Origin of the sequence: uncultured Halopseudomonas sp., assembly GCF_963977355.1 — a bacterium.
In the GTDB taxonomy this organism is placed as follows: domain Bacteria; phylum Pseudomonadota; class Gammaproteobacteria; order Pseudomonadales; family Pseudomonadaceae; genus Halopseudomonas.
Window position 1 is genome coordinate 1 of sequence record NZ_CAXBOV010000016.1, and the last position, 26,470, is coordinate 26,470.

The 26,470-nt window shown below is 55.9% G+C and carries 23 protein-coding genes and 1 tRNA gene; 17 read left to right on the plus strand and 7 right to left on the minus strand.

Features of this window, described 5'->3' with window-relative positions:
* Window positions 1–213 precede the first annotated feature (213 nt).
* From mgtE to AAC076_RS10315, 4 genes are all read left to right on the plus strand, one after another.
* The gene (gene mgtE / locus AAC076_RS10300) at window positions 214–1,653 is read left to right on the plus strand and encodes a magnesium transporter (RefSeq protein ID WP_339845209.1); all 1,440 of its coding nucleotides are present in this window, start codon (window positions 214–216) and stop codon (window positions 1,651–1,653) included.
* Window positions 1,654–1,834: 181 nt separating this feature from the next.
* Window positions 1,835–2,089, plus strand: a complete 255-nt coding sequence (locus tag AAC076_RS10305) for an OadG family protein (RefSeq protein WP_339845212.1) — start codon at window positions 1,835–1,837, stop codon at window positions 2,087–2,089.
* A gap of 51 nt (window positions 2,090–2,140) precedes the next feature.
* The gene (oadA, locus tag AAC076_RS10310; protein WP_339845215.1) at window positions 2,141–3,922 is read left to right on the plus strand and encodes a sodium-extruding oxaloacetate decarboxylase subunit alpha; all 1,782 of its coding nucleotides are present in this window, start codon (window positions 2,141–2,143) and stop codon (window positions 3,920–3,922) included.
* Between the two features lie 10 nt (window positions 3,923–3,932).
* Window positions 3,933–5,069 (plus strand): sodium ion-translocating decarboxylase subunit beta, encoded by a 1,137-nt coding sequence (locus tag AAC076_RS10315; protein ID WP_339845218.1) that lies wholly within the window; start codon window positions 3,933–3,935, stop codon window positions 5,067–5,069.
* A gap of 118 nt (window positions 5,070–5,187) precedes the next feature.
* On the opposite strand, the gene AAC076_RS10320 is transcribed toward AAC076_RS10315, so the two are convergent.
* Window positions 5,188–5,511 carry an Arc family DNA-binding protein gene (locus AAC076_RS10320; protein WP_339845221.1) on the minus strand — a complete coding sequence of 108 codons (324 nt, stop codon included), beginning with the start codon at window positions 5,509–5,511 and terminating at the stop codon, window positions 5,188–5,190.
* Window positions 5,512–5,849: 338 nt separating this feature from the next.
* Between AAC076_RS10320 and AAC076_RS10325 the strand changes: the two genes are divergently transcribed.
* The 10 genes from AAC076_RS10325 to AAC076_RS10370 all read left to right on the plus strand — a co-directional run bounded on the left by AAC076_RS10325 (window position 5,850) and on the right by AAC076_RS10370 (window position 18,517).
* Window positions 5,850–5,926: transfer RNA gene (locus AAC076_RS10325), tRNA-Arg, on the plus strand.
* Window positions 5,927–6,436: 510 nt separating this feature from the next.
* A complete protein-coding gene (locus AAC076_RS10330; RefSeq protein ID WP_339845223.1) occupies window positions 6,437–7,465 on the plus strand; it encodes an amino acid ABC transporter substrate-binding protein in 1,029 nt (342 codons plus the stop codon).
* Window positions 7,466–7,561: 96 nt separating this feature from the next.
* Window positions 7,562–8,746, plus strand: coding sequence for an amino acid ABC transporter permease (locus AAC076_RS10335; protein ID WP_339845225.1), 1,185 nt, complete (start codon window positions 7,562–7,564; stop codon window positions 8,744–8,746).
* 9 nt (window positions 8,747–8,755) lie between these two features.
* Complete coding sequence (locus tag AAC076_RS10340; protein WP_339845227.1) at window positions 8,756–9,850, plus strand: amino acid ABC transporter permease; 1,095 nt, start codon at window positions 8,756–8,758, stop codon at window positions 9,848–9,850.
* A gap of 10 nt (window positions 9,851–9,860) precedes the next feature.
* On the plus strand, window positions 9,861–10,625 hold the full coding sequence (locus AAC076_RS10345; RefSeq protein WP_339845230.1) for an amino acid ABC transporter ATP-binding protein: 765 nt from the start codon (window positions 9,861–9,863) through the stop codon (window positions 10,623–10,625).
* 226 nt (window positions 10,626–10,851) lie between these two features.
* Complete coding sequence (locus AAC076_RS10350) at window positions 10,852–11,901, plus strand: diguanylate cyclase (protein ID WP_339845232.1); 1,050 nt, start codon at window positions 10,852–10,854, stop codon at window positions 11,899–11,901.
* A gap of 106 nt (window positions 11,902–12,007) precedes the next feature.
* Window positions 12,008–12,595 carry a VTT domain-containing protein gene (locus AAC076_RS10355; RefSeq protein WP_339845235.1) on the plus strand — a complete coding sequence of 196 codons (588 nt, stop codon included), beginning with the start codon at window positions 12,008–12,010 and terminating at the stop codon, window positions 12,593–12,595.
* 90 nt (window positions 12,596–12,685) lie between these two features.
* Complete coding sequence (locus AAC076_RS10360) at window positions 12,686–13,843, plus strand: efflux RND transporter periplasmic adaptor subunit (protein WP_339845238.1); 1,158 nt, start codon at window positions 12,686–12,688, stop codon at window positions 13,841–13,843.
* On the plus strand, window positions 13,840–17,016 hold the full coding sequence (locus tag AAC076_RS10365; RefSeq protein ID WP_339845241.1) for a multidrug efflux RND transporter permease subunit: 3,177 nt from the start codon (window positions 13,840–13,842) through the stop codon (window positions 17,014–17,016). Before AAC076_RS10360 ends, AAC076_RS10365 begins: the two co-directional genes overlap by 4 nt.
* Window positions 17,009–18,517: an efflux transporter outer membrane subunit gene (locus AAC076_RS10370; protein ID WP_339845243.1), complete on the plus strand. Its 1,509-nt coding sequence runs from the start codon at window positions 17,009–17,011 to the stop codon at window positions 18,515–18,517. The genes AAC076_RS10365 and AAC076_RS10370 overlap by 8 nt, the downstream gene beginning before the upstream one ends.
* Here the strand turns inward: AAC076_RS10370 and AAC076_RS10375 are convergent.
* Together AAC076_RS10375 and AAC076_RS10380 are read right to left on the minus strand one after the other, a co-directional pair.
* Window positions 18,508–19,353: an inositol monophosphatase family protein gene (locus AAC076_RS10375; RefSeq protein WP_339845246.1), complete on the minus strand. Its 846-nt coding sequence runs from the start codon at window positions 19,351–19,353 to the stop codon at window positions 18,508–18,510. The genes AAC076_RS10370 and AAC076_RS10375 overlap by 10 nt on opposite strands.
* A 69-nt stretch (window positions 19,354–19,422) precedes the next feature.
* Window positions 19,423–20,151 (minus strand): ROK family protein, encoded by a 729-nt coding sequence (locus AAC076_RS10380; RefSeq protein WP_339845248.1) that lies wholly within the window; start codon window positions 20,149–20,151, stop codon window positions 19,423–19,425.
* 321 nt (window positions 20,152–20,472) lie between these two features.
* On the opposite strand from AAC076_RS10380, the gene AAC076_RS10385 reads away from it, so the two are divergent.
* Window positions 20,473–21,792, plus strand: coding sequence for an MFS transporter (locus AAC076_RS10385; RefSeq protein WP_339845251.1), 1,320 nt, complete (start codon window positions 20,473–20,475; stop codon window positions 21,790–21,792).
* Window positions 21,793–21,801: 9 nt separating this feature from the next.
* Here the strand turns inward: AAC076_RS10385 and AAC076_RS10390 are convergent, their stop codons facing one another.
* The 4 genes from AAC076_RS10390 to flgA all read right to left on the minus strand — a co-directional run bounded on the left by AAC076_RS10390 (window position 21,802) and on the right by flgA (window position 24,300).
* Entirely contained in the window at window positions 21,802–22,551 is a 750-nt protein-coding gene (locus AAC076_RS10390; protein WP_339845254.1) for a flagellar regulator YcgR PilZN domain-containing protein, read from the minus strand.
* Window positions 22,552–22,616: 65 nt separating this feature from the next.
* The gene (locus AAC076_RS10395; protein ID WP_339845257.1) at window positions 22,617–23,078 is read right to left on the minus strand and encodes a flagellar protein FlgN; all 462 of its coding nucleotides are present in this window, start codon (window positions 23,076–23,078) and stop codon (window positions 22,617–22,619) included.
* Window positions 23,079–23,134: 56 nt separating this feature from the next.
* Window positions 23,135–23,446: a flagellar biosynthesis anti-sigma factor FlgM gene (flgM, locus tag AAC076_RS10400; protein ID WP_339845258.1), complete on the minus strand. Its 312-nt coding sequence runs from the start codon at window positions 23,444–23,446 to the stop codon at window positions 23,135–23,137.
* Window positions 23,447–23,589: 143 nt separating this feature from the next.
* Window positions 23,590–24,300: a flagellar basal body P-ring formation chaperone FlgA gene (gene flgA, locus AAC076_RS10405; RefSeq protein WP_339845259.1), complete on the minus strand. Its 711-nt coding sequence runs from the start codon at window positions 24,298–24,300 to the stop codon at window positions 23,590–23,592.
* 118 nt (window positions 24,301–24,418) lie between these two features.
* Here flgA and AAC076_RS10410 point away from each other — a divergent pair, with 118 nt between their 5' ends.
* Complete coding sequence (locus AAC076_RS10410; protein WP_339845261.1) at window positions 24,419–25,345, plus strand: chemotaxis protein CheV; 927 nt, start codon at window positions 24,419–24,421, stop codon at window positions 25,343–25,345.
* Between the two features lie 45 nt (window positions 25,346–25,390).
* On the plus strand, window positions 25,391–26,218 hold the full coding sequence (locus AAC076_RS10415) for a protein-glutamate O-methyltransferase CheR (protein ID WP_339845263.1): 828 nt from the start codon (window positions 25,391–25,393) through the stop codon (window positions 26,216–26,218).
* The last annotated feature ends 252 nt before the right edge of the window (window positions 26,219–26,470 follow it).

Consider the following 26,470-nt stretch of genomic DNA (forward strand, 5'->3'; position numbering starts at 1 on the left):
AGTACTCGGCTACGAACCGAGCGGTCGGAGGTTCGAATCCTCCCGAGTGCACCATTTAAGAAACCCACTGGTTATCCGGTGGGTTTTTTTTTGCCTGAAATGAAAGCCTGCTAGGCTCTCAGTGCTTTTGTATGTTGGTTCCGGTTTCTTCGCTACATGAGCCTCCTGCTCATTGTGTGGTTCCCCCATTGCGTCTTTCAGGGACATTACGCTATGCCAGTTCCCAATAGAAAATCCCCCGAAAGTCTGACGGACCGCCTGGATCAGGTGACGGCTCTGCTACGCAAGCATCGCCTGGTTGAAAACCTGGTGCATAAACAGGAGGGCGCGCACCAGGATCTGGTTGAGCAGTTGGTGCACAAACAGAACATGGTAGAGCTGCAGCGCAAGCTCGATGAGCTGCACCCGGCTGATGTTGCCTTCATCCTCGAGTCCCTGCCATTCGAGGAGCGCCTGGCCGTTTGGCAGTTGGTGCGTTCCGAGCGCGACGGCGAAATTCTCCTGGAAGTATCGGACGCCGTCAGGGAAACGCTGATCGCCGATATGGACGATCACGAGATCATTGCGGCTGCTACCAATCTGGACGCCGACGAGCTAGCCGATCTTGCTCCCGATTTGCCCAGGGATGTCGTCCGCGAGCTGATGGATGCGCTGGATGCTCAGCAGCGCGAGAGACTGAAGTCGGCCCTGTCGTTTGATAGTGATGAGGTCGGTGCTCTGATGGATTTCGATATGGTGACCATTCGTGATGATGTCACGCTGGAGGTCGTCAGTCGGTATCTGAGGCGTTTCGAGACGCTGCCCGACCATACTGACAAATTGTTTGTGGTTGACCTGCAGGGCGTACTCAAGGGGGTGTTGTCGGTCAAGAAGCTCCTGGTGACGTCTGACGATCAGCTGGTGGTCGACGTGATGACAACCGACCCGGTCATTTTTGACCCCCATGATGACGCGGGAGAGGCCGTACAGGCGTTTGAGCGTTACAACCTGGTATCTGCCCCGGTTGTTGACCATAAGGGCAAGCTACAAGGACGTCTGACCATTGACCAGATGCTCGACTATATTCGCGAGGAAAATGAGACCGACGCTCTGAATGCGGCGGGTCTTGTCGAGGAAGAGGATATTTTTGCCTCGGTGTGGAAGTCGGTTCGCAATCGCTGGGCCTGGCTGGCGGTTAACTTGTGCACTGCGCTGATCGCATCCCGAGTCATAGGATTGTTCGAAAACTCCATAGAGCAACTGGTGGCGTTGGCGGCGCTGATGCCTATCGTCGCAGGAGTGGGTGGCAACTCTGGTAACCAGACGATCACGTTGATCGTCAGAGGTATCGCCACGGGTCAGGTACAGATTGCGCACGGTGAGCGGCTCCTGCGCAAGGAAGCCGGCGTAGCGCTGATCAACGGCCTGGTATGGGGTGCAGTGCTGGCTGTGATCGCCTGGTTGCTGTACTCCAATGTGGCTTTATCAGCGGTGCTGATGTCTGCAATGGTACTGAACATGATGTTGGCCGCATTCATGGGTGTAGTGATTCCATTGCTGCGTGTGCGCATGGGAGGTGACCCAGCCCTGGGCTCCAGCGTGCTGATTACGGCAATCACAGATAGCGGTGGTTTCTTTATTTTCCTTGGGTTGGCTACCATATTTCTGCTCTAGCGTGATGTCGCATGGTTTGCCAAAAATGTCACATCAGGCTACATTAGCCCGGTTTTGCGAGCAGAATGGATAGTTTGCCGGTAGCAGATTATCCATTCTGTGCGGCTTGCGGTGTAACCGCCCAGCCAATCTTGCCGAAGGGCGTCCCGGATGCACCGTACATAATGATGCAGGAGAGAAAATGAATTCATCCGAACTGGTAACGGAAGGTTTGGAATTGATGGTACTGGGCATGGGCTCGGTATTTATATTCCTCATACTTCTTGTGGCGGTAACTACTGCCATGTCTGCAATTCTTACCCGTTATTTCCCCGAAGCGTTGCCCGTTGCCAAGGCGCCAAAGCGCGTTCGACCCACTGCTGGCGCCGCTGTTGATCCAGAAGTTGTCGCGGTGATCGGGGCAGCAATCAAGCAGCATCGCAGCCGTCGAGGCTGACACACCCATTTTGCGCATTTTTCTACTCAAAACTACAAAGGCCATAACGCTATGACCGATACCAAGCAGCAGCCCTTGGGCATAACGGATGTCATCCTGCGAGACGCCCATCAATCCATTCTGGCTACCCGCATGCGTCTCGACGACATGCTTCCGATTGCCGGCAAACTCGATCAGGTCGGTTTCTGGTCTGTGGAGTCCTGGGGCGGCGCTACCTTTGATGCCTGCATCCGCTATCTCGGTGAAGATCCCTGGGAGCGTATCCGCGAATTGAAAAAAGCGATGCCCAACACGCGTCAGCAGATGTTGCTGCGCGGTCAGAACCTGCTGGGCTACCGTCACTACGCCGATGACGTGGTCGAGAAGTTTGTAGAGCGGGCTGCAGTCAACGGTGTCGATGTTTTCCGCGTATTCGATGCAATGAACGATCCACGCAACCTGGAAACAGCGTTGAAAGCCGTGAAGGCTCAGGGTAAACATGCCCAGGGCACCATTTCCTACACCACGAGCCCGGTGCACACCATTGAGATGTGGGTGGACCTGGCCAAGAAGATCGAAGATATGGGTGCTGACTCAATCGCGATCAAGGACATGGCCGGCATTCTCAATCCCTACGTGGGCTTTGACCTTGTCAGCCGCCTGAAGAAGACCCTGAGCATTCCCGTGCACATGCAGTGTCACGCGACCGCGGGCCTTTCCACTGCAGCTATCCTCAAGGCAGCTGAAGCGGGCATCGACAACGTTGATACCGCGATTTCTTCCCTCTCCATGACCTACGGACACTCGCCGACCGAGTCTGTGGTTGCCATCTTCCAGAACACCCCGCGTGATACAGGTCTGGACCTGCTGTTGCTGGAAGAGTGCGCCGCGTACTTCCGTGAAGTCAGGAAGAAGTACGCCAAGTTCGAGGGTAACCTCAAGGGCGTCGACTCCCGCATCCTGGTTGCCCAGGTTCCGGGCGGGATGCTCACCAATATGGAAGGCCAGCTCAAGGAGCAGGGCGCCGGTGACAAGTTCGACGAGGTATTGGCCGAAATCCCGCGCGTACGTGAAGATCTGGGCTTTATCCCCTTGGTCACACCAACGTCCCAGATTGTTGGCACCCAGGCAGTCATTAACGTACTGACTGGCGAGCGCTACAAGTCGATCACCAAAGAGACAGCGGGTATTCTCAAAGGTGAGTATGGTTCAGCGCCTGCTCCGTTCAACAAGGCCTTGCAGGACCGCGTTCTGGATGGTGCCGAGCCTGTTACCTGTCGCCCGGCCGATCTCCTTGAGCCGGAAATGGACAAGCTGACCGCCGAGCTCAAGGGTATCGCACAGGAGAAAGGCATCAAGCTGGCATCTGACGAGATTGATGATGTTCTGACTTACGCCCTGTTCCCCCAGATCGGCCTCAAGTTCCTCGAGAATCGTGGTAATCCGGATGCCTTCGAGCCTGTTCCCACAGGCAAGGAAACCGTGGCGGCCAAGCCAGGTGAACCTGAGGCTTACACAGTCACGGTCAACGGTAAGGACTATGTCGTCCAGGTTGCCGATGGTGGCGACATCACCGGCATCAAGCCGATTGGTGGCGAGGATGCGTCCGCATCTGCTTCACCTGCACCCGCAGCTGGCGGCGGAGATCCGCAGAAAGCGCCACTGGCCGGCAATATCTTCAAGGTGCTGGTAGATGCTGGTGACCATGTGGAAGAGGGTGATGTCATCATGATCCTCGAGGCCATGAAGATGGAAACTGAAGTGCAAGCTTTCAAAGCCGGCACTGTGGGCAACATCAACGTCAAGGTCGGTGATGCGGTAAGCGTCGGCGATACCTTGCTGACCATCGGCTGAGGAGAATTGAATGGATAATCTTCTTCTGCTCTGGCAAAGCACGGGTATCTTCAAGATGGAGCCGGGTCAGCTGATCATGATCCTGGTCTGCCTGGGCATGATTTATCTGGCTATTCGCAAGGGTTTTGAACCTTTGTTGCTGATTCCGATCGGTTTTGGCGGCATCCTGGTCAATCTCCCGGTTGCGGCAATGGGCGATCCAGGTGGTCTGTTGTATCTGATTTATCAGGTAGGCCTGCCGACCACGATATTCCCGCTTCTGATCTTCATGGGTGTGGGTGCGATGACCGACTTCGGTCCCATGCTTGCCAATCCGCGTACCCTGTTGCTCGGCGCTGCCGCGCAGTTTGGTATCTTTGGTACGCTTCTCGGCGCGTTGGCTCTGACTTCCTGGGGTATTCCCGGATTTGAGTTCTCGCTCAAGGAAGCTGCCTCGATTGCGATCATCGGTGGTGCGGATGGTCCGACCTCTATTTTCGTGACATCTCAGTTGGCGCCTCAGTTGCTAGGCCCGATTGCAGTGGCGGCTTACGCCTACATGGCGCTGGTGCCGATGATCCAGCCGCCGATCATGCGTGCGCTGACCAACGAAAAAGAGCGCGCTATCGTAATGACCCAGCTACGCCCGGTAAGCAAGGCCGAGAAGATCATCTTCCCGATTGCTCTGCTGTTGCTGGTTGCCTTGCTGCTGCCATCGGCCGCGCCGCTGGTGGGTATGCTGTGTTTCGGTAATCTGATGCGCGAAAGCGGTGTGGTCGAGCGTCTGGCTGATACCGCCCGTAACGCGCTGATCAACATCGTGACTCTGGGCTTGGGTCTGGCAGTGGGTTCCAAGTTGTCAGCAGAATCTTTCCTGCAATTGACCACTCTTGGCATTCTGGTGCTGGGCATGGCGGCGTTTTGTGTTGGTACCGCGTCAGGTGTGTTGATGGCCAAGCTGATGAATGCGGTCAGCAAGCAGGCGATCAATCCGCTGATCGGTTCCGCTGGGGTTTCCGCAGTTCCCATGGCGGCCCGTGTGTCGAACAAGGTCGGACTGGAGGCCAATCCTCAGAACTTCCTGCTGATGCACGCTATGGGTCCGAACGTGGCAGGTGTGATCGGTTCAGCTGTTGCAGCGGGTATTCTGCTCACCTTTGTGAGCTGATCCTGCCTAACAGGCGCCCATAAAAAAACCGCTCTCGGCTGAGAGCGGTTTTTTTTCGTCTGGATTGGTACCAGTCGCTACATACTTGAGCCCAATTTGCCGGACTCAAGCGGAATGATCAGGAGGCGATTTCTTCGCCGGGCAGTAACGCCAGTAGTGCGTTTTGCTGACGTCTGCTCATTTCCCTGAAACGCAAAAGTAAATCTCGTTCCGGATGGCTTAGATTTTCAAGCTGGGTGTCATTGAGCATCTGCCTGGTAGGTTGCTCGGGCAGGGTAGGCAAATCAAGCAGGCTGTGTTCAAGTCTGGCAATGATCTCGGAGTTCATGCTCCGATGATGTTGCCTTGCGACCTCGGCAATATGTTCACGCATGCCATCAGGTAAGCGAACAACAAACTTGTCTGCGGTGCGGCTGGTGTAATGTTGGGCTGCTGTTTTCATATGGGCAACATTAATCGTCTGGGAGAATGAACGCTACTGGTCAAAATTACTATGCCAGATTGCCTGAGTCAGTATAGCGCGAATCTCGCACCCATAAGGTACTACTGACTGCACCGCTTACATTTCAGGCTTCTTTATAACCGCTTTCGACGGGTGCTGTCAGCTTATGCCAAAAAAATGCCTCTATTTTGTGACGTATTTCCGACTAATGGCCTTGTGCGAGTACGAGCGACTCGCTGGGTTTGCTGGCCAAGCCCCTGATCGATCAGGTAATATGCGCCGCGTCGGGTGCTGAGGAGGTTCAGTCGCCTGGCTTTACACCAGTAATGCCCTTCAGTGCGCTTGTAGCTCAGCTGGATAGAGCGACCGCCTCCTAAGCGGTAGGTCCCCGGTTCGAATCCGGGCTCGCGCACCATATTCAAGTCTCCCCGGCCGTCTTTCGATAGCCCACCTCGGCAGTAGTCCGCTCAAGAACAGTATTGTTTTCTCAGTTTGCTCCAAGCCCGATCCAGCCTCTGAAGTTCTTCTGATCAAGGGGCAATGTGTCTGCGGTCAGACCCGGACGGCTACCGACACTGCTTATTGAAGTTGTCAGTCATGAGGGTGCATCTTTGGTGCGCTTGACTGAAAAGAATGCCCGATTCCGTGCGGAAAAATGTGTCAATTGGACTATCGATTCACGTAAATGTCGCAATTAAGACCGTATTCGCGGGAAAAAGCCGCGCTTATGCACTTAACTGTACTGGTACAGGCCTTGCAATGGCTTGAGGGACTGTGGACTGGCGGTATGCCAGCTGTCTCGCGTGGTTCGTGAGATGTTCTCCTTTCCTGCATGACTGTTTTACTGTCATTGTGTCTCGGCTCGGTACGGGCCCGACAGGGAGAGTGAGACTCCATAATAATTATTCCAATCTGGAGATTTTCAATGAAGACGGTGAAAACTACCCTCGCAGTATTTGCGACCGCAGCCGCCCTGGGCGCAAGCAGTTTTGTGCAGGCAGGCGCTACACTGGATGCGGTCAAGAAAAAGGGCTTTGTACAGTGTGGAATCAGCGATGGTCTTCCGGGTTTTTCCTATGCGGACGATAAGGGCAACTATCTGGGACTGGACGTGGATGTGTGCCGTGCGATGGCGGCTGCGTTGTTTGGCGATGCCAGCAAAGTGCGCTACAGCCCCCTGACTGCCAAAGAGCGCTTCACCGCGTTGCAGTCGGGCGAAGTGGACGTGCTTTCCCGCAACACCACCTGGACCAGCTCCCGGGATGCCAGCCTTGGACTGAACTTCGCGGGCGTCAATTATTACGACGGCCAGGGCTTCCTGGTTAACAAAAAACTCGGTGTTACCAGTGCCAAACAGCTCGACGGTGCGACTGTCTGTATCCAGGCGGGCACCACGACCGAGCTTAACGCGGCTGACTATTTCCGAGCCAACGGTATGAGCTTCACCCCGATTACCTATGATACGTCTGACGAGAGCGCCAAGTCTCTGGAGTCAGGCCGTTGCGACGTGTTGACCTCTGACCAGTCCCAGCTATATGCACAGCGTATCAAGCTAGGTGCCCCCGGCGATTACGTGGTGCTTCCTGAAGTCATATCCAAGGAGCCCCTCGGTCCGGTCGTACGTCATGGGGACGACGAGTGGTTCGACATCGTCAAGTGGTCGCTCTTTGCCATGGTAAACGCAGAGGAAATGGGCGTTACCTCGGCCAACGTCGATGAAATGGTAAAAACACCCAAAAATCCGGATGTTGCACGGTTGCTCGGGGTTGAAGGCGAGTACGGCAAGGAACTCAATCTGCCCAAGGACTGGGCAGTCCAGATCGTCAAGCAGGTCGGTAACTACGGTGAAAGCTTCAGCCGTAACGTTGGTGCAGGAAGCGAGTTGGAAATCGAGCGTGGTCTCAACGCTCTGTGGAACAACGGTGGCCTTCAGTACGCACCTCCGGTGCGCTGATACTCCGGGCGATCAGCCCCTTCGGGGTTGATCGTATTGTTTCGCTGATGTGAGTTCCCCGCCTGCGTGGCGGGCGGGGCTCGCGAGAGGGTATCCATGCAAACTGCTGCAAAAGCGCCACGCCCGAAGGGTTCAGTCTGGACAGATCCAAAGGCGAGGGCCTGGATTTTTCAGCTTGTTGCCATTGTTGTTGTCGTGGCCCTGGGCTGGTTTCTGTATAGCAACACCATGATCAATCTGGAAAAGCGCGGTATTACCACCGGCTTCGCTTTTCTTAACAACACTGCTGGTTTCGGTATCGCTCAACATCTGATCGATTACACCGAAACAGACAGCTATGGCCGGGTTTTTCTCATCGGCTTGCTTAACACCTTGCTGGTCTCTGTGATCGGCATCGTGATGGCAACATTGCTGGGCTTTATTCTGGGTATTGCCCGCCTGGCACCCAACTGGCTGATCAGTCGGCTCGCTACGGTGTACATAGAGACGTTCCGTAATATACCGCCGTTGCTGCAAATTCTATTCTGGTATTTCGCAGTGATGCTGTCGCTACCTGGGCCTCGGCAGAGCCTGGGCATCTTCGAGAACTTTTATCTTAATAGCCGTGGGCTTTATGTCCCGGCACCGAGCCTGTCGGAGATCTTCGGGCTTTTCCTTGCTGCCCTGGCGGTTTCCATTGCGGCGATCATCGTGCTCGCGCGTTGGGCGCGGGCGCGCCGCGAGGCAACCGGCCAGATTTTCCCCGTGACTCTGGCATCACTAGCTATCTTGCTCGTGGTGCCAGGGCTGGCAGTGGTGATTGCCGGCAGCCCTCTGGAATGGACCGCACCGAAGCTTACCGGCTTCAATTTTACCGGTGGCTGGGTGCTGATTCCCGAGCTCATAGCTCTGACGTTGGCCCTCACCATGTATACCGCAGCGTTTATTGCAGAAATTGTTCGCGCGGGAATTCAGTCGGTCAGTCACGGCCAGACCGAAGCGGCCAGTTCGCTGGGTTTGCCTCCGGGGAGGATATTACGCCTGGTGGTTATCCCCCAGGCCATGCGGGTCATTATTCCACCGCTGACCAGCCAGTACCTCAACCTTGCGAAGAACTCATCCTTGGCGGCTGCAATCGGCTATCCGGAAATGGTCTCGCTGTTTGCTGGAACGGTGCTCAATCAGACCGGTCAGGCCATCGAAGTCATCGCCATTACCATGAGCGTTTATCTGGCCATCAGCATCAGCATCTCCATGTTGATGAACTGGTACAACAAGCGCATTGCGCTGATCGAGCGGTAAGGACAGCCCATGCAGACTCATCATTTCAAACCTGATCTTCCGCCGCCACGCCAGAGCATCGGAGCGGTTGCCTGGTTACGCAATAACCTGTTTTCCAGTTGGTTCAATGGGTTGTTGACCCTGGTTGCGCTCTATCTTATCTGGCTGATCATTCCGCCCCTGCTGCAGTGGGCCTTTCTGGATGCCGACTGGGTTGGCCAGACGCGCGCTGACTGCACCAGCGAGGGCGCTTGCTGGGTCTTCATCAAGGAACGCTTCGGACAGTTCATGTACGGGTTCTATCCGGCAGAGCTTCGCTGGCGGGTAAACCTGACGCTGATTCTGGCGATTCTCGGCGCAGCCCCGCTGTTCGTCGCCAGGATGCCACGCAAGGCGTTCTATGGTGTGGGTTTTCTGATTGTCTATCCGCTGCTGGCCTACTGGCTGTTGCATGGCGGTATGGGCCTGGAGGTGGTACGCACCAGCCAGTGGGGCGGATTGATGCTGACGCTGGTTATTGCCGCAGTGGGTATTGCCGGGGCATTGCCGCTGGGGATTGCGCTTGCTCTGGGCCGCCGCTCCGACATGCCGACCATCCGGGTTATCTGCGTCACTTTCATCGAATTCTGGCGGGGCGTACCGCTGATTACCGTGCTGTTCATGTCATCGGTCATGCTGCCGCTGTTTCTGCCGGAGGGCATGAGCTTTGACAAACTGATCCGCGCATTGATAGGTGTGATCCTGTTCCAGTCAGCCTATATCGCCGAGGTGGTGCGGGGCGGTCTGCAGGCGATCCCCAAGGGCCAGTATGAAGCGGCCGAAGCAATGGGCCTGGGCTATTGGCGCATGATGGGGCTGGTGATTTTGCCCCAGGCACTGAAAATGGTGATTCCGGGGATCGTCAATACGTTTATCTCCCTGTTCAAGGACACCAGCCTGGTGATCATCATCGGCCTCTTCGATCTGCTCAACAGCATCAAGCAGGCTACCACCGACCCGGCCTGGCTGGGGATGGCCACGGAGGGGTATGTGTTTGCGGCCCTGGTTTTCTGGATTTTCTGTTTCGGCATGTCCCGCTACTCCATGCATCTGGAGCGCAAGCTGGATACCGGCCACAAGCATTAGGAGCAAGAACATGAGCGAAGCAAAAGTGGAACCCGTCATCAATGACCGGATGATCGAGATGGCCGGGGTCAACAAGTGGTACGGGACCTTTCACGTACTCAAGGACATCAACCTGAACGTTCGCCAGGGGGAGCGTATTGTCATCTGCGGACCTTCCGGGTCGGGTAAGTCCACGACCATCCGCTGCATCAATCGCCTGGAAGAGCATCAGCAGGGTCGTATTGTTGTTGATGGAACTGAGCTGACCCATGATCTCAAGCAGATTGAGGCAGTGCGTCGGGAAGTGGGCATGGTGTTCCAGCATTTCAATCTTTTTCCCCATCTGACAGTGTTGCAGAACTGCACTCTTTCACCGATGTGGGTGCGCCGTATGCCCAAGCGCAAGGCCCATGAGCTGGCGATGCATTATCTCGAGCGAGTCAAGATACCCGAGCAGGCGCACAAGTATCCTGGCCAGCTTTCTGGCGGTCAGCAGCAGCGCGTCGCTATTGCTCGGGCACTTTGCATGCAGCCAAAAATCATGCTGTTCGATGAACCGACCTCCTCACTGGACCCGGAAATGGTCAAGGAAGTGCTTGATACCATGATAGGCCTGGCCGAGGACGGTATGACCATGCTCTGTGTGACCCATGAGATGGGTTTTGCGCGCACCGTGGCTGATCGGGTGATCTTCATGGATCGGGGCGAGATTGTGGAGGAGGCTGAACCGAATACCTTCTTCACCAGCCCGGTAAACGAGCGAACCAAACTGTTTCTCAGCCAGATTCTGCATTGAGGCGGTACCTGGAAGAGTCCCCGGATAAACAGACGTTGTTCAGTCTGCTGGTGATTCTTCCTGCTCCTTAAATCAGTGGTTCCCACTTAGCCTGATTGATAATGTCAATGCGCTCTTGAGGTCCACTGCCCGTGGGTCATATTTGAGTTATACTTTTGACATTGTCACCGCTGAGTATCCGGGCTGAGCCTGGGCAGCAGACCCCACGGAAGGAGTATGTTTGTCGATGGACAGAGTAAATGCTCCGGGCCGGCACGAAAGTGGCAGACCCCAGTTCTGGCAATTGGCCCGGCGGTGTTGTCAGCTTGCCGCTTCAGTTGATGTCGCTTTCTTCTTCCTTTTCCATATTCTGGGATCGCCTGTTCTGGCGTGGATCAATGTCATTAGTGTGGGCCTTTACCTGCTCGCCTTTTGGCTGCTTGGCAAGCGCTTGAACCAGCCAGCGATTATTCTGATCTGGATAGAAGTGATCATTCATGCCTTCCTGGGCACATTACTGATTGGCTGGGATAGCGGCTTCCATTATTTTCTGTTGATGTTCATCCCCGCCCTTTTCGCAGGTATGCGGCGAAGAAACGCCTGGCTAGCGGTAGGCGGGCTCTGGGCGTTCTATGTCGGACTCTATGCGCTGATGTGGTTTGTTGATCCGCTTCAGCCGATATCTTCTGGCCCGCTGCTAGGCGTGTTCCTTTTCAATTTGACTGTCGTTTTCTGCATGTTCAGTTATCTCACCCTGTTCTATATCTCGACAGTTTCGACAACCCAGCGGGCCTTGCGTCGTATGGCTACAATCGACTCGTTGACTGGGCTGTTCAACCGTAGGCATTTGTCGGACCTTGCCGACAAGGAAATTGCGCGCCATGCTCGAAATCCGGAAGATCTGAGTTTCCTTCTGCTGGATATCGATCATTTCAAACAGTTCAATGATGAGCATGGGCATGACACGGGTGATCGCATACTCGAGCGCGTGAGCATGGTGTTGGGTCAGACTCTGAGGGAGCAGGATTTTATTGGCCGCTGGGGAGGCGAGGAATTCCTGGTGGTGCTGCCTGGCGCAGCTCTGGAACAGGCAACCCAGACGGCTGAACGTATCCGTTGTGCTGTTGAAAGTCATTCATGGGTCTTCGCTGATCTGGAAGTCTTTGTGACCATCAGCGTGGGTGTGAGCCAATATTGCGCGGGTGAAAGTCTGAGCTTGGTTATCGCGCGGGCTGATCAGGCGCTGTATGAGGGTAAGCGTAGGGGGCGTAACAGGGTCGAAGTCAGCATAACCTAGCTGAACTAATCGGAATTCTTTGGCCTGAAACCTGTCTGCATGTAGTCAAGTACGCTGCATGCTTCATCACCGGGTGGCGTCCAGTCAACAGGAGCGCCTTGTAGCGATGTTTCAATCCGGTAATCTTTCTGCAAGCGCCTGGCTGAACCGATTGGACAGATCGCCCTATGCACTGCCTTTGCTCTTCGCGTTGTCTATGGCGGAAACACTTATAGTCCCCATACCCATAGAAACCATCCTGATTCCCTGGATGCTGAGTCAACCCCGGCGCCGTTGGACTATCGCCTCCGTGGCGCTTGCGGGAAACATCACTGCGGCTGCCGTTGGTTACTGGCTGGGTGTGTTGGCGTGGGGCCAGTGGGGTGACACTTTGCTTGAGTTGGCTGGTAACCCGCAAACCTTCGATAGTTTCACCGCCCAGGTACGCCAGAACGGCTTTCTCGCAATATTGGCGGTGGGTATTACGCCAACGCCTCTGCAGATTGCGATGCTGGCTGCGGGTGTTGTCGGCTATCCGTTCCTCCTGTTTTTACTCGCTGTTACATTGTCGCGATCAATACGTTATTTCGGATTGGCGCTGCTCGTGCATTTCGCTGGGAGCGCGGCACTGGGGCTCTGGAAGCGATATTCCAGGCAGATTGGTGCGCTGCTCCTGGTGTTGGCCGGGGTCTGGTTTTGGTTTGCTTTCAGTTGACCCGGGAACCGGTGGAGTCCCAGGCTGTCTCGAAGAGGACAGGTACGGTTGCAAGAGGCAGCCGCCGTCGAAGCCGAAAAGGACCCGTTGATGGCCCACCCCCACCTAGCTCTTGTATTGGCCGCCCTTTTTTTGCTGATGGGTTGCGAAGAGCAGCAACAGCAGAAAGCCCGTCCAACTCCTACTGTCGAGGTGATAACGCCTGAGGCGCAGACCGTTCCCAACATCATCGAGCTTGCGGGTCGGGTTCAGGCTATACGCATTGCCGAGGTTCGTGCCCGGGTCAACGGCATTATCGAAGAGCGTCTGTATGAAGAAGGCACTGCCGTAGAGGCAGGGGATCAGTTGTTTCAGATTGATCCGCGAGAAATGCAGGCGATGCTGAACGCTGCTCAGGCACGTCTTAAGCGCGCGCTCGCCACTGCCAGAAACGCCGCACAGGACGTCGAACGCTACCGCGGGTTGGTCGAGAAGCAGGCGATCAGTCAGCAGGAGTTCGATACAGCTCTCGCGCAACTGCGTACGGCACGGGCGGATGTAGAACTGGCTGAGGCGCAGGTCCAATCGGCTGAGCTGGATCTCGAATACACGAGAGTGGTGGCGCCGATTGATGGTATTGCAGGTCGCGCCGCGATAACCGTTGGGGCACTTGTCCGGGCGGCAGACGGAACGTTGTTGACCCGGGTAGAGCAGCTGAATCCGGTATACGTGAACTTCTCTCAATCGAGTTCCGATCTGCTGGCTTTACGTGCCCGGATTGCTGCCGGCGATATTGACTTGCCCGAGGACGAAAAATTCCCGGTAGAGCTCACCTTGGAGAATGGCTCCGTATACCCGCACAAGGGCTATGTCGATTTTCGGGCTATGTCCATCGACCGATCGACTGGCACCGTGCAGGCGAGGGCTCAAGTGCCTAATCCGGATGAATTGTTGCTGCCTGGTATGTTCGTTCAGGCACAGGTTACCGCCGGTGTCCGCCCGGACGCTCTGATCATTCCCCAAGGCGCTGTGATCATGAAGGGTCAGGGAGCCTCTGTGATGGTAGTCGGCGAGGACCGTAAGGCCATATCCCGGGATATCCAGGTTGGCAGTATGCGCGAGGGGAACTGGGTGGTTCTTGACGGCCTTGAGCCCGGCGAGCAAGTGATCGTTAGTGGTTGGCAGGATCTGCGCGGGGGTACCCAGGTGCAAGTAGTTCAGCCGGGGGCCAGTCAACAAAAGGATGCAAGAGGCGGTGATCAACCGTGACATCCTCATTTTTCATACGCCGACCGGTTTTTGCCTGGGTATTGGCCCTGGGTCTGCTGCTTGGTGGGCTGATCGCATTGCGTGGTTTGCCAGTAGAGCAATATCCAACCATCGCGCCGCCCTCATTGAACATCAATGTTACTTACCCTGGGGCAGACGCTTCGGTTCTTGAGTCCAACGTCACGCAGGTGATTGAAGAGGAGCTTAACGGGGTCGACGGCTACCTGTACATGGACTCGACCAGTCGCTCCAATGGTACCGCATCAATCGAGCTGGTGTTGCAGCCGGGTACCGATATCGATATTGCGCAAATGGAAGTGCAGAACCTGTTGAGTCGGGTCGAGCCGAGGTTGCCGGAGGAGGTTCGGCGTCAGGGCATCAGGGTGTTTCAGGCATCCTCGAATTTTCTGCTGATCATCTCGATTCTCTCCGAATCCGGGGATATGAGTAGTCTGGAGCTTGGGCATTACGCGACTACCAATATCGTCAACGAACTGAGGCGGGTGCCCGGGGTCGGTGATATCCGGGAGTTCTACACGCCCTATGCCATGCGGATCTGGTTTAACCCCGATCGGCTGGCGAGCTTTGGTATGACCCCAAGTGATGTGCTAGAGGCAGTGCGTTCGCAAAATAGCCAGGCCGCTGGCGGCTCGCTGGGAGACCTGCCGCTTAGCGAAGGTATCGAGATCCAGGCGCCCTTGGAAACGCGTGGGCGCCTGAGTTCACCGCAGGAGTTTGGTGAGATCATACTGCGCGCTGACGCCGATGGCGCGGTCGTACGTTTGCGGGATGTCGCACGGGTAGAGCTGGGCGCTCAGAATTATGCTTCACGTAGTGAGCTGGATGATCAGCCCAATGCCGGCCTGGCCGTGCAATTGGCGCCGGGCGCGAATGCGCTGGATACCGCCGCGGGGATAAAACAACGCATGAAGGAGCTGGCGGAGGCGTTTCCGGCAGATATCAAGTGGATGGTGCCTTATGACTCCACCCCCTTTATATCCAGCTCCATCGAACGGGTTCTGTTGACCCTGGCCCAGGCGGTTGGTCTGGTGGTGTTGGTCATGCTGCTGTTCTTGCAGAACTGGCGCACCGTTGTTATTCCTACCATCGTGATTCCCATTGCCCTGGTAGGGACCTGCCTGGGGCTCTGGCTGGTGGGATTTTCCATCAACTTGTTGAGCCTGTTCGGCATGGTGCTGGCGATCGGCACGCTGGTGGACGATGCGATTGTTGTGACAGAGAACGTCAAACGGCTAATTGATGAAGAGGGCATGTCTCCCTACGACGCGACAGTCCAGGCCATGGGACAGGTGAGTGCCGCGATCATAGGCACAACGTTGGCACTGATTGCCGTATTTGTGCCCCTGGCTTTCTTCCCCGGATCCAGCGGCGGCATCTATCGTCAGTTCGCGGTCACACTGTCCATTGCCGTAGCGATCTCGACCTTTCTGGCACTAACCCTGACGCCCGCCCTGTGCGCCACGCTGTTGCAGCCGCGCAAGGAGGATGATGAGGACAAGCAGCGCTGGAGTCAGCGGATTTTTCGGCCCTTCAATCGCGGTATGGAGCGGACCACCGCGCGTTATCACAGCGCAGTCGGCTATGTACTCGGCCACCCCCTGTGGTTCCTGCTCGGTTTTGCCGCATTGCTGGCCCTGGTGGCATTTCTGTATCTGCGTATGCCCACTGCTTTTCTCCCACAGGAGGATCAGGGCTCGGTCATGACTGTGGTGCAAGCGCCACCTGGATCGACGATCAACAGCACCAACGCTGCAATGGATCAGGTGAAGGCTTTTTACGCGGACAATGCTGCCGTAGAACATACCCTGGCGGTATATGGCTTCAGTTTTTTTGGTCAGGGCCAGGCCCATGGTATGGCCTTTGTCAGGCTGCTTCCCTGGGAGGAGCGCGAGCAACGTGCACCTGCTCTGGTTAACGAAGCCTCCGGGGCTTTTTCGCAAATACGTGAAGCCAGGGTCTTCGCCCTCAACCCTCCTTCGATTCCGGCTTTGGGGGTAGCGGGTGGCTTTACCTTCAAGCTCGAGGATCGCGGCAACAACGGCTACGACGCGTTGCTTCAGGCGCGCGACCAATTACTCGGCGCCGCCAGCCAGAGTGACATTCTGGACAGTGTGCGACCAGAAGGCGCCGATCAGGCCCCCAAGCTCAGGGTAGATATTGATCGCATCCGGGCCCGGGCGCTCGGGTTGTCGATTGCAGAGGTCAATGCCGCCCTGAGCACGACCTTCGGTAGCGCTTATGTGAACGATTTCAATATGGACGGCGAAGTGCTTCGGGTTTTGCTGCAGGCTGATTCCCCCTACCGGATGACACCCCAGGATGTCATGCAACTTGAGATTCCCAACGGGGCGGGCAACAACGTGCCCTTTGGGGCCTTCTCGACAGTTGAGTGGACCCAGGGTCCCATTCAATTGCAGCGATACAATGGATATCCGGCTATGACCCTGTCCGGTAGCGCGGCTTCTGGCTACACCAGTGGCGAAGCGATGGATGAAATGGCTCGCCTTGCGCAAGATCTGCCGCGCGGCTTTGCCTTCGAATGGTCGGGTGCCTCGTATGAAGAACAACAGGCATCAGGTCAGGTGGGTTTGTTGCTGGGGCTTTCGATGCTGGTGGTGCTCATGGTGCTGGCCGCGCTCTACGAGAGTTGGGTAATGCCCATCGCCGTGCTGCTTGTTGTTCCGTTGGGTGCCCTGGGGGCCATTGCCTTCGCGATGATGCGCGGCATGCCCGCCGATGTGTATTTCAATGTGGGCCTGGTCGCGATCATCGGTCTTTCGGCTAAAAACGCCATCCTGATTGTCGAGTTTGCGATCGAAGAGGAAGGTCGAGGTAAATCGATCCATGACGCGATCATGAGCGCTGTACGCATGCGCTTTCGGCCGGTACTGATGACCTCGCTGACATTCGTCTTTGGTATGTTGCCACTGCTTCTCTCCAGCGGTGCGGGGTCGGCCAGCCGCGCTGCGGTTGGTACCGGCGTGGTCGGCGGCATGCTGGCAGCAACTGTATTCGGGCTATTCTATATTCCGTTGTTTTATCTAAGTGTAAGACGTTGGCTGAGCAAACGCAGACCACCAAGCAGGCATCACGAAGAGGCTGACGATACGGCAAGTGATAATGACGCGAGAAAGGGAGCTGGCGATGCATAAGCGTTTTCTGCTACCTGTAGTTGTGCTCGCTATTGGAGGTTGTCAGCTTGCACCAGAACACCAACGGCCCATGCTGCCCACGAATTCGCAGTACCCGGCGGTTTTGCAGTCGCAGCAGGGGACAGTAGTAGCCAGAGAAACCAGCTGGAACACGTTTTTTCTCGACCCACGGCTGCGAGTACTTATCGAAACAGCGCTGCAAAACAATCGTGATATGCAGATAGCCGTTACGCGGATAGAGGAGGCGCGGGGTCAATTCCGTGTGCGCAACGCCGACCGGTATCCCACCCTCGCTCTCGGGGCGAGTGCGGCCCGCAGTCGCTCTGCTATTCCTGCTGGTGCCGCGGGAAGCAGCGGCGCTGCAGGCGGTTTGTCCGGTGTGGGTGTGACGGAACGCTTCTCCGTTCAGGTGGGAGTATCGTCCTTTGAGCTGGATTTCTGGGGCAGGGTACGCAATCTCACCGAATCAGCGCGTGCGCAATATCTAGCGACAGTAGAGGCGCAGGAGGCATTCAGGCTTTCGCTGCTTGGCGACGTGGCTGCGACCTATATGTCAATCAGGAGCGCTGTTCAGCGTATCCAGCTGGCCGAGTCGACAGTTGAGAATCGACGCGATGAAGTCCGTATTTCCAGGGTTCGTCTGGACGCAGGAATTGCCTCGGCTCTGGAATTCAATCAGGCCCAGTCACTGCTGTTGCAGGCTCAAACCCGATTGGCAGAGCTGCGGCTGACACTCGCTCAACAGCAGAATTATCTGGGGTTGCTAACGGGTGCATCCCCCGCAGATCCGTTGCCTGAGCCGCTGACTCTTGACCGCCAGCTCCCCGACACTGCGCTGGCTGCGGGCCTGCCCTCAGAGTTGCTCTATAGCCGGCCAGACATTATTGCCGCGGAGGAACGTTTGCGTTCAGCGCGCGCCAACATTGGCGTCGCGCGTGCAGCCTTCTTTCCGAGTATCTCCCTGACGGGTAACGCCGGCTACGCCTCCGGCGAGCTCAGTGGTCTGATCAGTAGCGATAACGAATTCTGGAGCATAGGACCGAGTATCACGCTACCGCTATTCGATTTTGGCGGTCGCGAAGCGAATCTGACGGTGGCCGAGGCCCGCGAAAATATTGCTATTGCTGAGTATGAACGGGCAGTGCAAGTGGCATTTCGGGAGGTGGCGGATACCTTGGCGGGACGGCGTTACCTGGCGGAACAGCTTGCCTTGCAAAAAGAGAATGTTTTCACGTTGGGCAACATAGCGGAGCTTGCCCGGGACCGATATGACGAGGGCGTAGTCAGTTTTCTGCAGGTGCTGGACGCCGAACGGACGTTGTTTGAGGCAGAGCAGGGACTTGTGCAGATTCAGCGAGCGAAGATGGAGAATCTAGTTAATCTGTATATTGCCCTGGGCGGGGGAGCCAGCGCAGCGGAAACCGACGGAGAGGGAGCGGCTGTTGGAAAGAGTCGCAAGCCTGATGACGTTTTGGTTGGCGGTCAGTCCCCTCAATCCTGATCCAGCGACGCTCCGACCATGTTAGCCAGCTGCTCGTATACTCCCGGCGCAGCAACCAGGAAAGGGTTGCCCTGCAGTAGGCCGTCGCCACGCAGAAAATTGTTTCGTCTTCCCCCGGCCTCGGCCACCAGAACCAGGCCCGCCATACAGTCCCAGCTCTTGAGATGGGTCTCGTAGTAGCCAATCAATCGTCCAGCAGCGACGTAGGCCGTTGTCAGTGCGCCCGATCCATTGCGAGTAAACATGCCGCCACCGGCGAGCAGTTTTTCCAGGAAGGGCAAAAAGTGTTCCTTGCCCCTGGGATGGAAAGTACCTACGCCTGTCAGACCCTCACTTATCTCGCACGCCTCGCTTACTCCCAGGAGCGTTTCATTGACGAAGGCGCCGCGCCCCGTGCAGCCGTGAAACAACTCCTTGTGATTCGGGTCGGCAATAACACCCAGAAAGGGCTCGCCGTCCACCATCATGCCGATAGATACGCACCATGAATGCAGGCCGTTGACGAAGCACGCCGTCCCATCGATCGGGTCAACCACCCACACGCAGCGCGCACTCAGCTGCGCAACGCCGCTCTCTTCGCCGACAAAGCCGTCCTCGGGAAAATGCTCACTAAGCGTACGCCGAATCAGGTCTTCCAGTTGCCGGTCGACTTCGCTGACCACATCCTGCTGATCGTTACCTTTATGCTCCACGGTCAGCCTGTTGCGCTCTAGATAGCGGCTCATACCTTCCTTTGCCGCCTGGGAAGCTAGCTCCCGAGCCAGTTTGTAGCGCGCATCGATATCGATACCGCTTACGTCGGGTGCGGTGGCCTGCGTATTGGTAGCTGCATGCATAGGGTGGTCCGGCCTGTTGGATTGCTTGAATTGTCTGGCTCGCACGCCCAGTCTGTCCAGGAGACAGAACTAGCCAGAAAACTGACCGGTTAGGCTCAAATCTTCGCGCCATAGTGCCGCGCCACCTGACATACCCCTTACCTCTGGCATTATCTGGACATTGGCTGGCAGATCTGTGCTGATGCAACGCGCGTTTCCGCCACCCAGTAAAATCTGATCGGGATGAAAAAGTGTATTGATCAGGCCAAGGGCCAGGTTCAGTCGATCATTCCATATCTGACCGCCAACACGCTTTAATTCGGCATCACCCAGATATTGGTCGTAGGTTCGACCCTCAGCGATAGGGTGGTGTGCAAGTTCCATATGCGGCATCAGCTCACCATTGCGGAAAATGGCAGTGCCGAATCCAGTGCCAAGCGTGACCATCACTTCGAGCCCAGTCCCGCTTGTAAAAGCGAAACCGATCATGTCGGCGTCGTTGATGACGCGCGTGGGATAGTTGCCAAGGCGCTCTGACAATGCCCTGGCCAGATCGAAACCAGCCCATTCTTCGCTTTGTAAATTGACTGCGGTGAGTACGCAGCCCTGACGCACCACGCCTGGAAATCCGACCGAGATACGGTTAAAGGTGGGCATGTCCTGCACGAGATCGGCCACGAGGTCGATCAGTCGAGCAGGGGGGCATGGGGCAGGTGTTGCGATGCTCAGACGGTCGGTGAGCATCCGGCCCTGATCATCCAGCACCGCGGCTTTGATACTGATGCCGCCGATATCGACGGCGAGAATACCAGCGATCATGGCCAACCCCTCTGTTCAGTTTTTTTCTAAAGCACGCTGGATTTTATTTTCCGATAGTCAGCAGACAAAGCCAATACATTGACCATTGCTTCGTTGTTTGTAGGTCAATTGTCAGGGGCTCTAGCAGCTTCGTGCAAGCTTCAGTCTCCTGCAGTCGCTCCGTTTGTGCAATTCGTCAGACGCAGATGGGAAGCCTCCCTCCATGCTGCTAGTATGCGCGCCTGCAGGAGCTCGACCGGTTCCGTAAACCCCGAGCTTTTCCTGTTTTTTTCAGTGTTGTCCTAGACTGCGCACTGCATCCCTTGTCACATCGGAGTTTGAATGCCCAGAAGTATCATGGCCTTTTCATCATTGTATTTCGCTACCTTTCTGATGCTCGTTGGTAGCGGCTTGCTCGGCACCTATCTGGGTTTGCGGCTGGCCGCCGAAGGGGTAAGTGAAATATGGATCGGTCTGTTGATGACCGGCTATTACGTGGGGCTGGTCGCTGGCGCCTCTGTTGGTCACCGGCTTATTGCCAAGGTAGGTCATATCCGTGCCTTTGTAGCTAGCGCGGGGGTAGTCACTGCCTCGGTTCTCGGGCATGCCCTGACCGCAGACGTGCAAGTCTGGTTTGTACTCAGGCTTGTTGTCGGTGTTGCGATGATGTGTCAGTACATGGTGCTGGAAAGCTGGCTGAACGAACAGGCTGAGCCCCACCAGCGTGGCATGGTCTTCGCCAGCTACATGTCAGTAACTTTTCTGGGTCTGGCAATGGGGCAGGGGATTCTGACTGTGATGCCAGAGCTCAACCTGAGTCATCTGCTGATCGTCTCAATGTGCTTTTCACTGTGCCTGGTGCCGGTCGCGGTGACCAATCGGATTCACCCTGCGCCCCTGCACCCGGCGCCCATGAAAGTGCGAGTGTTCCTCAATCGTATCCCTCTTGCGCTGACAACGGTGGCAGTATCAGGTCTGTTGCTTGGTTCCTTTTACGGCATGGCACCTGTGTTCGCCACTGGCGTTGGCCTGGTGACCTCAGAGGTTGGTATTTTCATGGCGGTCACCATTGGAGCTGGACTATTTGCCCAGTGGCCTGCTGGCTGGCTTTCCGACCGCCTGGACCGGAGTCGGATGATTCAGATAAATGCCATTGTCCTGACCGGCGTGGTCCTGATTATTGCACTGGTACCTTTGCCGCCCTTCGGGTTGTTGGTCCTGACCAGCATGTTCGGCATATTGGCCTTTACCCTCTATCCCATCGCAGTCGCCCTGGCAAATGACCATATCGACCCTGATGATCGCGTAGCACTCTCGGCCATGCTGCTGGTCACCTTTGGTCTGGGGGCCAGCTTCGGACCCCTGCTGGGTTCCGTAATGATGAAATTTCTTGGGCCTAATATGCTTTACGTGTTCATGGCGCTTTGCACCCTGGTTCTGGTGATTAGGGTCAGGCCTGAGCGCGTTACCGGAGAAAATCTGTCGCTTGATGCGCCGATGCACTTTCTGCCGGCCGGGGGTAACCTTGTTACGTCCTCATTGTCGGCAGCAATGGATCCACGGGTAGACGAACAGCAGGTCGAAGAGCAGATGCGTGAGGATGTTGTGCCTGGTTCCGGCTTTGATAAGGACGAAGATCAGGCCGATCACCGCCCCGGTTAGGGGCGTTTGCTAGAAAAGGTCTTCCTTCTCCAGCCGGCGTGCCTCGCGCTGGAGATAGTTGACGAACCGGTCGATCTGACGCTGGGCGGTGGCCGGAATCTGACGAAAGGCCAGACCGACCTGAGTTTCATTGCTGCCTGAATCGTACTGGGCGTGGCGTATTTCTATACTCAGGTTGAGTCGTCCGGTTTCAGGGAGCTCCAGTGAGCAACTCTCGAACAAGTCGCCTGGGGGTAGTTGGTGTGTGCAGTCCCCGGAAAAGCGGGCTTTGCAGCCTGTTGCAGAGATATCCATCAGTGTGCCGTCCAGAGCCGTATCGCGCTTCGCGTGACCCAGGTGAACAGCCAGCTCCATGCTGCGTCGCACTGCAGCCCTGAAAGCGCCACGCTTCTGGTGGTAAACCATTTCCTCTGGCAAGGGTGCGCAGTAGGTGGGTACTCCGTCCAGCATCAGCCGTTGTACGCCAGGACAGTGCCAACGCATGTGCACGCCCTCATGCCAGGCATCCACGCGGAACGCTTCTCCCGCAACAGCAAACCGATCGCCGTCGCGTGGCATCATCTCGTCGATCCAGAGAGTCTTGGTGGCGCTATCAATCTCCACAATAAAGCTCTGGAACTTTTGCGGGCGATCAACAAAGGTAACGCGCAGATGATCGCGGTGCTGCTGAATATTTTTCAGCAACGAAAGTATCTCTACTGGAGAGTGGACATCCCGTGGAGGCTGCGGGCCGACTTCCTGATTGAATAGGCTAGACACTGAGGGCTCTCTAGTTCAAATGGACAAACATACTACTACAGTATGCTGGCTATCTGACACGCTGTTCAGGCCTTGGTCAGGTTGCGCTGGTTGCCGGAACGGCTGGCGATGCCCTGGCGATCATATACGCTCTGGCTTGTCTCACCCTGGTTACGCAGGAGATCAAGTAGATTGCCGGTGGCCTGCTGGTTATGTCTAACCAATCGCGCATTACGTAAATTGCCAGCCTGGCAACGCTGTAACGTATCCTGAAATGCGGAATATCTTTCCAGCAGTGTGGGTGCGCCAAGGGATTTGATGTGAGCTTCAAGGCCGTCGCCGGGGGCGACGCCAATTTGTGTACAGCAAGTGCGGATCGCAAGATCGTGCCGTGCAAGTGCTTCGATCAGGGGAGTCTTGGCCGCTAGAAGCTTCTCCAATTCAGCCATGTCTCGATCTACAAGCGCCTGTTGTTCAAGATCCAGGAGCTCAGCAAAAGCTTCACAGTCCGGTTGTGCCTGTAAAAAGACTTTCTCCAGATGTTCCATTTGCTTTCTCCGCTAACCGCTGTGCAGACAAGGTGGCCGGACATTCTCCCGAGGAGTTATTCCAGAGCCAGCAGCTTGTCCGCAATACGGCCACTGTCGACGTTGTAAGTGCCGTCACTGATAGCCTGCCGAATCTGGTCCACGCGTTCGCTGTCGACCACCGGCAAGTCACGTAGACGTTCTTCAACCGCCTGTAATTGTTGAGCCTGTGGGCTGAGTTTCACCTGCCCCTCTTCCACAGTGGTGTTTTGCGCGTTTCCTTGCGCGGCAGGACGGGTGCCTTCGGCCGCGGCATCGCGCTTGCCCACAGTAGCGCCTGTCTGGGCACCCCGATTGGCACTGTTTGATGCGTTGAAGTCAATAACCATTCTGTTTTCCTCAGAACCTAAATGCTTTACTAACACCTGTAACGGCCGATGCAGTCAAAACTTTAGGAAAGATTAGTGTGAATCTGGTCACGTTTTTCACACCAATTTTCATGTTGAGATTATAGAGTAATTGGGCGATAAGGTCACATCGCCACTTCAACTTGTCCGGGGCCGGTAATTCTGGCCTTGACGGTGCGTCCGGACCTGATGTTGCGCACTCGTATCTGACTGCCCATGTTACCGTTTTCCAGCGCCTCCCCTGGCATGCGAACAGACACATGACTGTTCGCCGCGCTGATCACTACCTTGTCGCCCCGTTTGACCACTTCTTGCTGTTCCAGCTGATTGGGGGCCAAAACCGTATCAGCTGCTACCTGACGCCTGAGGCGTAAACCCGCTACCTGATCCAGATCGGTCAGATAGGCATTATTCAAGAGTCCGACGTCCCGCTCCAGGAGGGTGACATCCTGTTTGCCAATGACGGCATGGCGAGAAAGTGGTCGGGTGGTCACAAGTACAGGTTGGTAAAGGCTTACCTGGGCAGGGACGAACAGCCGCCAGCGCACTTCGCTCTCACAACTGAGTCGCACGGTGACACGGCCCACAGGTTCGGCGGGGCTTTCCAGCTCGGCTTCCAGGGCTCCTTCAGGGCACAATGGCAGTCTCAGCCGGTTGTCTAGCCGATTGACTTGCACTTCATAGCGAGCATCCCGAGCACTGCGCTGCAGATGACTTTCGATTTCCTGCTCAAGAAAAGAGGTAGTCGCGCCGATAAGTTGATCAATCAGTGGATTGGCAGAAACGCCTGCGCAAAAAAATAGCGGCAATACCGCGCACCCTGTGAGAAAACGCATACAATGAACCCTGATGACGAGTGGGTTGGCGAATGTCAAAAAAACGCCGTAACAAGTACTACCCAAACAGTGCAGCAAGATGCATGCCGTTTCATTCGAGATATTTGAGGAGTTGCCCATGGCTGGCGTAATGGATTCGGTCAACCAACGTACGCAGTTGGTCGGGCAGAACCGTCTTGAACTCTTGTTGTTTCGACTTTCCGGGCCGCAGCTCTACGGCATCAATGTGTTCAAGGTCAAGGAAGTGCTGCAATGTCCAAAGCTCACTATCCTGCCGCGCTTGAATCCGGTCGTCCGGGGCGTTGCGCACATTCGCGGTGGTACTCTGCCTATCATTGATCTCAACAAGGCCACTGGTGGACCGGGACTCGATGATTTGAGCACAGCATTCGTGATCATTACCGAATACAACTATCGGGTTCAGGGTTTTCTGGTGCGCTCGGTTGAGCGGATCGTCAATATGAACTGGTCCGACATCCACCCGCCGCCAAGGGGTACTGGTCGCGATCATTATCTGACGGCCGTTACGCGTGTGGATGATAAAATGGTTGAAATTATCGACGTCGAGAAGATTCTTGCCGAGGTAGTGCCAACCGTGGAAACCATCACTGCAGGCGTGATCGATGAGGTTACCCACACGGAGGCCCTGGCACGCAAGGTATTGATCGTTGACGACTCCTCGGTTGCTCGCAAGCAGGTTGCACGCTGTCTGCAGGAAGTGGGAGTGGAGGTGGTTGCCCTTAACGATGGTCGCCAGGCACTGAATTGGCTTCGGGATCTGGTCGAAAACGGCAATGGTGTATCCGATCTGTTGATGATGGTGTCGGATATCGAGATGCCGGAAATGGATGGCTATACGCTGACCGCGGAAGTACGAGGCGATTCGCGTATGACGGGCTTGCATATCCTGTTGCATACCTCGCTTTCGGGGGTGTTCAACCAGGCTATGGTGAAAAAGGTGGGAGCCGACGACTTCCTTGCCAAGTTCAAGCCGGATGAGCTGGCACAAAGGGTGATTGATCGACTGCACGCGCTGCGTGAGTAGATCACCGCGTGGGGAAGCAATTCAATTGACGACGGGATGGACTGCGTGACCTCGGCAAACCAAGATTTTCATGTGTTCAGGGAATTTCTGGAAAAAGCGTGCGGCATCGTGCTGGGCGACAATAAACAGTATCTGGTCGCAAGTCGCCTTAATCGGCTTCTAGAGCAACAGGGCATCAAGAGCCTGGGCGAGCTGGTTACGCGTATCCAGACGCAGCCGCGTAGTGGTCTTCGTGAACTGGTTGTCGATGCGATGACGACTAACGAGACTCTTTGGTTCCGGGATGTCTATCCCTTCGAGGTGCTGAAGAATCGGCTTCTGCCCGAGTTCATCAAGGCTAATCCCGGCCAGCGTCCGCGTATCTGGTCTGCGGCATGTTCTTCGGGCCAGGAGCCCTATTCATTGAGCATGTCCATTGACGAGTTCGAGCGCAGCAACCCCGGACAGTTACGCGGGGGCGGGCAAATTATTGCCACAGACCTGTCAGGTGGCATTCTTACTGCGGCCAAGTCTGCGGAGTACGACAGCCTGTCTATTGCCCGTGGGCTTTCAACTGAACGGCTGACCCGTTATTTCGATCAGACCACGCCGGGCCGCTGGACAGTCAAGCAGCCGATTCGCAGTCGCGTTGAGTTTCGCGCAATGAATCTGCTCGACAGTTACTCGATGCTCGGCAAGTTCGATATCGTTTTTTGCCGCAATGTCCTCATCTATTTTTCTGCCGATCTCAAGAAGGACATTCTCAAACGCATTCATGGCACCCTGAAGCCCGGTGGTTACCTGATGCTTGGGGCATCCGAGGCGTTGAACGGTCTGCCTGATCTCTATCAGATGGTCCAATGCAGTCCCGGTATTGTCTATAAGGCAAAATAGCGATCAGATTGACTGATGCCCAAGAAAAGACCTGTGTCGCCCTGACGCAGGTTTTATGTTCGCCCGCTCTCCCCGAAAGTCCCATCGCCCTCATCCTTGCCGCCCAGGCGATTGCCGCCTGACAGTTTACCGTTGCCGCTTTTCCATGGGTACGTGTTAAGTCTTTGAATAATAGTGACATATTTTCTTGGCATGGAAACTGCTTTGTTATTGCGCAGAGAGAACCATGTGGCTAATTCTTGCCACAAGAGG

What these genes read in the sequence shown, in the direction of transcription:
- mgtE (WP_339845209.1), top strand. Translation starts at nt 214, where the DNA reads ATGCCAGTTCCCAATAGAAAATCCCCCGAAAGTCTGACGGACCGCCTG.
- AAC076_RS10305 (WP_339845212.1), top strand. Translation starts at nt 1,835, where the DNA reads ATGAATTCATCCGAACTGGTAACGGAAGGTTTGGAATTGATGGTACTG.
- oadA (WP_339845215.1), top strand. Translation starts at nt 2,141, where the DNA reads ATGACCGATACCAAGCAGCAGCCCTTGGGCATAACGGATGTCATCCTG.
- AAC076_RS10315 (WP_339845218.1), top strand. Translation starts at nt 3,933, where the DNA reads ATGGATAATCTTCTTCTGCTCTGGCAAAGCACGGGTATCTTCAAGATG.
- AAC076_RS10320 (WP_339845221.1), bottom strand. Translation starts at nt 5,511, where the DNA reads ATGAAAACAGCAGCCCAACATTACACCAGCCGCACCGCAGACAAGTTT.
- AAC076_RS10330 (WP_339845223.1), top strand. Translation starts at nt 6,437, where the DNA reads ATGAAGACGGTGAAAACTACCCTCGCAGTATTTGCGACCGCAGCCGCC.
- AAC076_RS10335 (WP_339845225.1), top strand. Translation starts at nt 7,562, where the DNA reads ATGCAAACTGCTGCAAAAGCGCCACGCCCGAAGGGTTCAGTCTGGACA.
- AAC076_RS10340 (WP_339845227.1), top strand. Translation starts at nt 8,756, where the DNA reads ATGCAGACTCATCATTTCAAACCTGATCTTCCGCCGCCACGCCAGAGC.
- AAC076_RS10345 (WP_339845230.1), top strand. Translation starts at nt 9,861, where the DNA reads ATGAGCGAAGCAAAAGTGGAACCCGTCATCAATGACCGGATGATCGAG.
- AAC076_RS10350 (WP_339845232.1), top strand. Translation starts at nt 10,852, where the DNA reads ATGGACAGAGTAAATGCTCCGGGCCGGCACGAAAGTGGCAGACCCCAG.
- AAC076_RS10355 (WP_339845235.1), top strand. Translation starts at nt 12,008, where the DNA reads ATGTTTCAATCCGGTAATCTTTCTGCAAGCGCCTGGCTGAACCGATTG.
- AAC076_RS10360 (WP_339845238.1), top strand. Translation starts at nt 12,686, where the DNA reads ATGGCCCACCCCCACCTAGCTCTTGTATTGGCCGCCCTTTTTTTGCTG.
- AAC076_RS10370 (WP_339845243.1), top strand. Translation starts at nt 17,009, where the DNA reads ATGCATAAGCGTTTTCTGCTACCTGTAGTTGTGCTCGCTATTGGAGGT.
- AAC076_RS10375 (WP_339845246.1), bottom strand. Translation starts at nt 19,353, where the DNA reads ATGCATGCAGCTACCAATACGCAGGCCACCGCACCCGACGTAAGCGGT.
- AAC076_RS10380 (WP_339845248.1), bottom strand. Translation starts at nt 20,151, where the DNA reads ATGATCGCTGGTATTCTCGCCGTCGATATCGGCGGCATCAGTATCAAA.
- AAC076_RS10385 (WP_339845251.1), top strand. Translation starts at nt 20,473, where the DNA reads ATGCCCAGAAGTATCATGGCCTTTTCATCATTGTATTTCGCTACCTTT.
- AAC076_RS10395 (WP_339845257.1), bottom strand. Translation starts at nt 23,078, where the DNA reads ATGGAACATCTGGAGAAAGTCTTTTTACAGGCACAACCGGACTGTGAA.
- flgM (WP_339845258.1), bottom strand. Translation starts at nt 23,446, where the DNA reads ATGGTTATTGACTTCAACGCATCAAACAGTGCCAATCGGGGTGCCCAG.
- flgA (WP_339845259.1), bottom strand. Translation starts at nt 24,300, where the DNA reads ATGCGTTTTCTCACAGGGTGCGCGGTATTGCCGCTATTTTTTTGCGCA.
- AAC076_RS10410 (WP_339845261.1), top strand. Translation starts at nt 24,419, where the DNA reads ATGGCTGGCGTAATGGATTCGGTCAACCAACGTACGCAGTTGGTCGGG.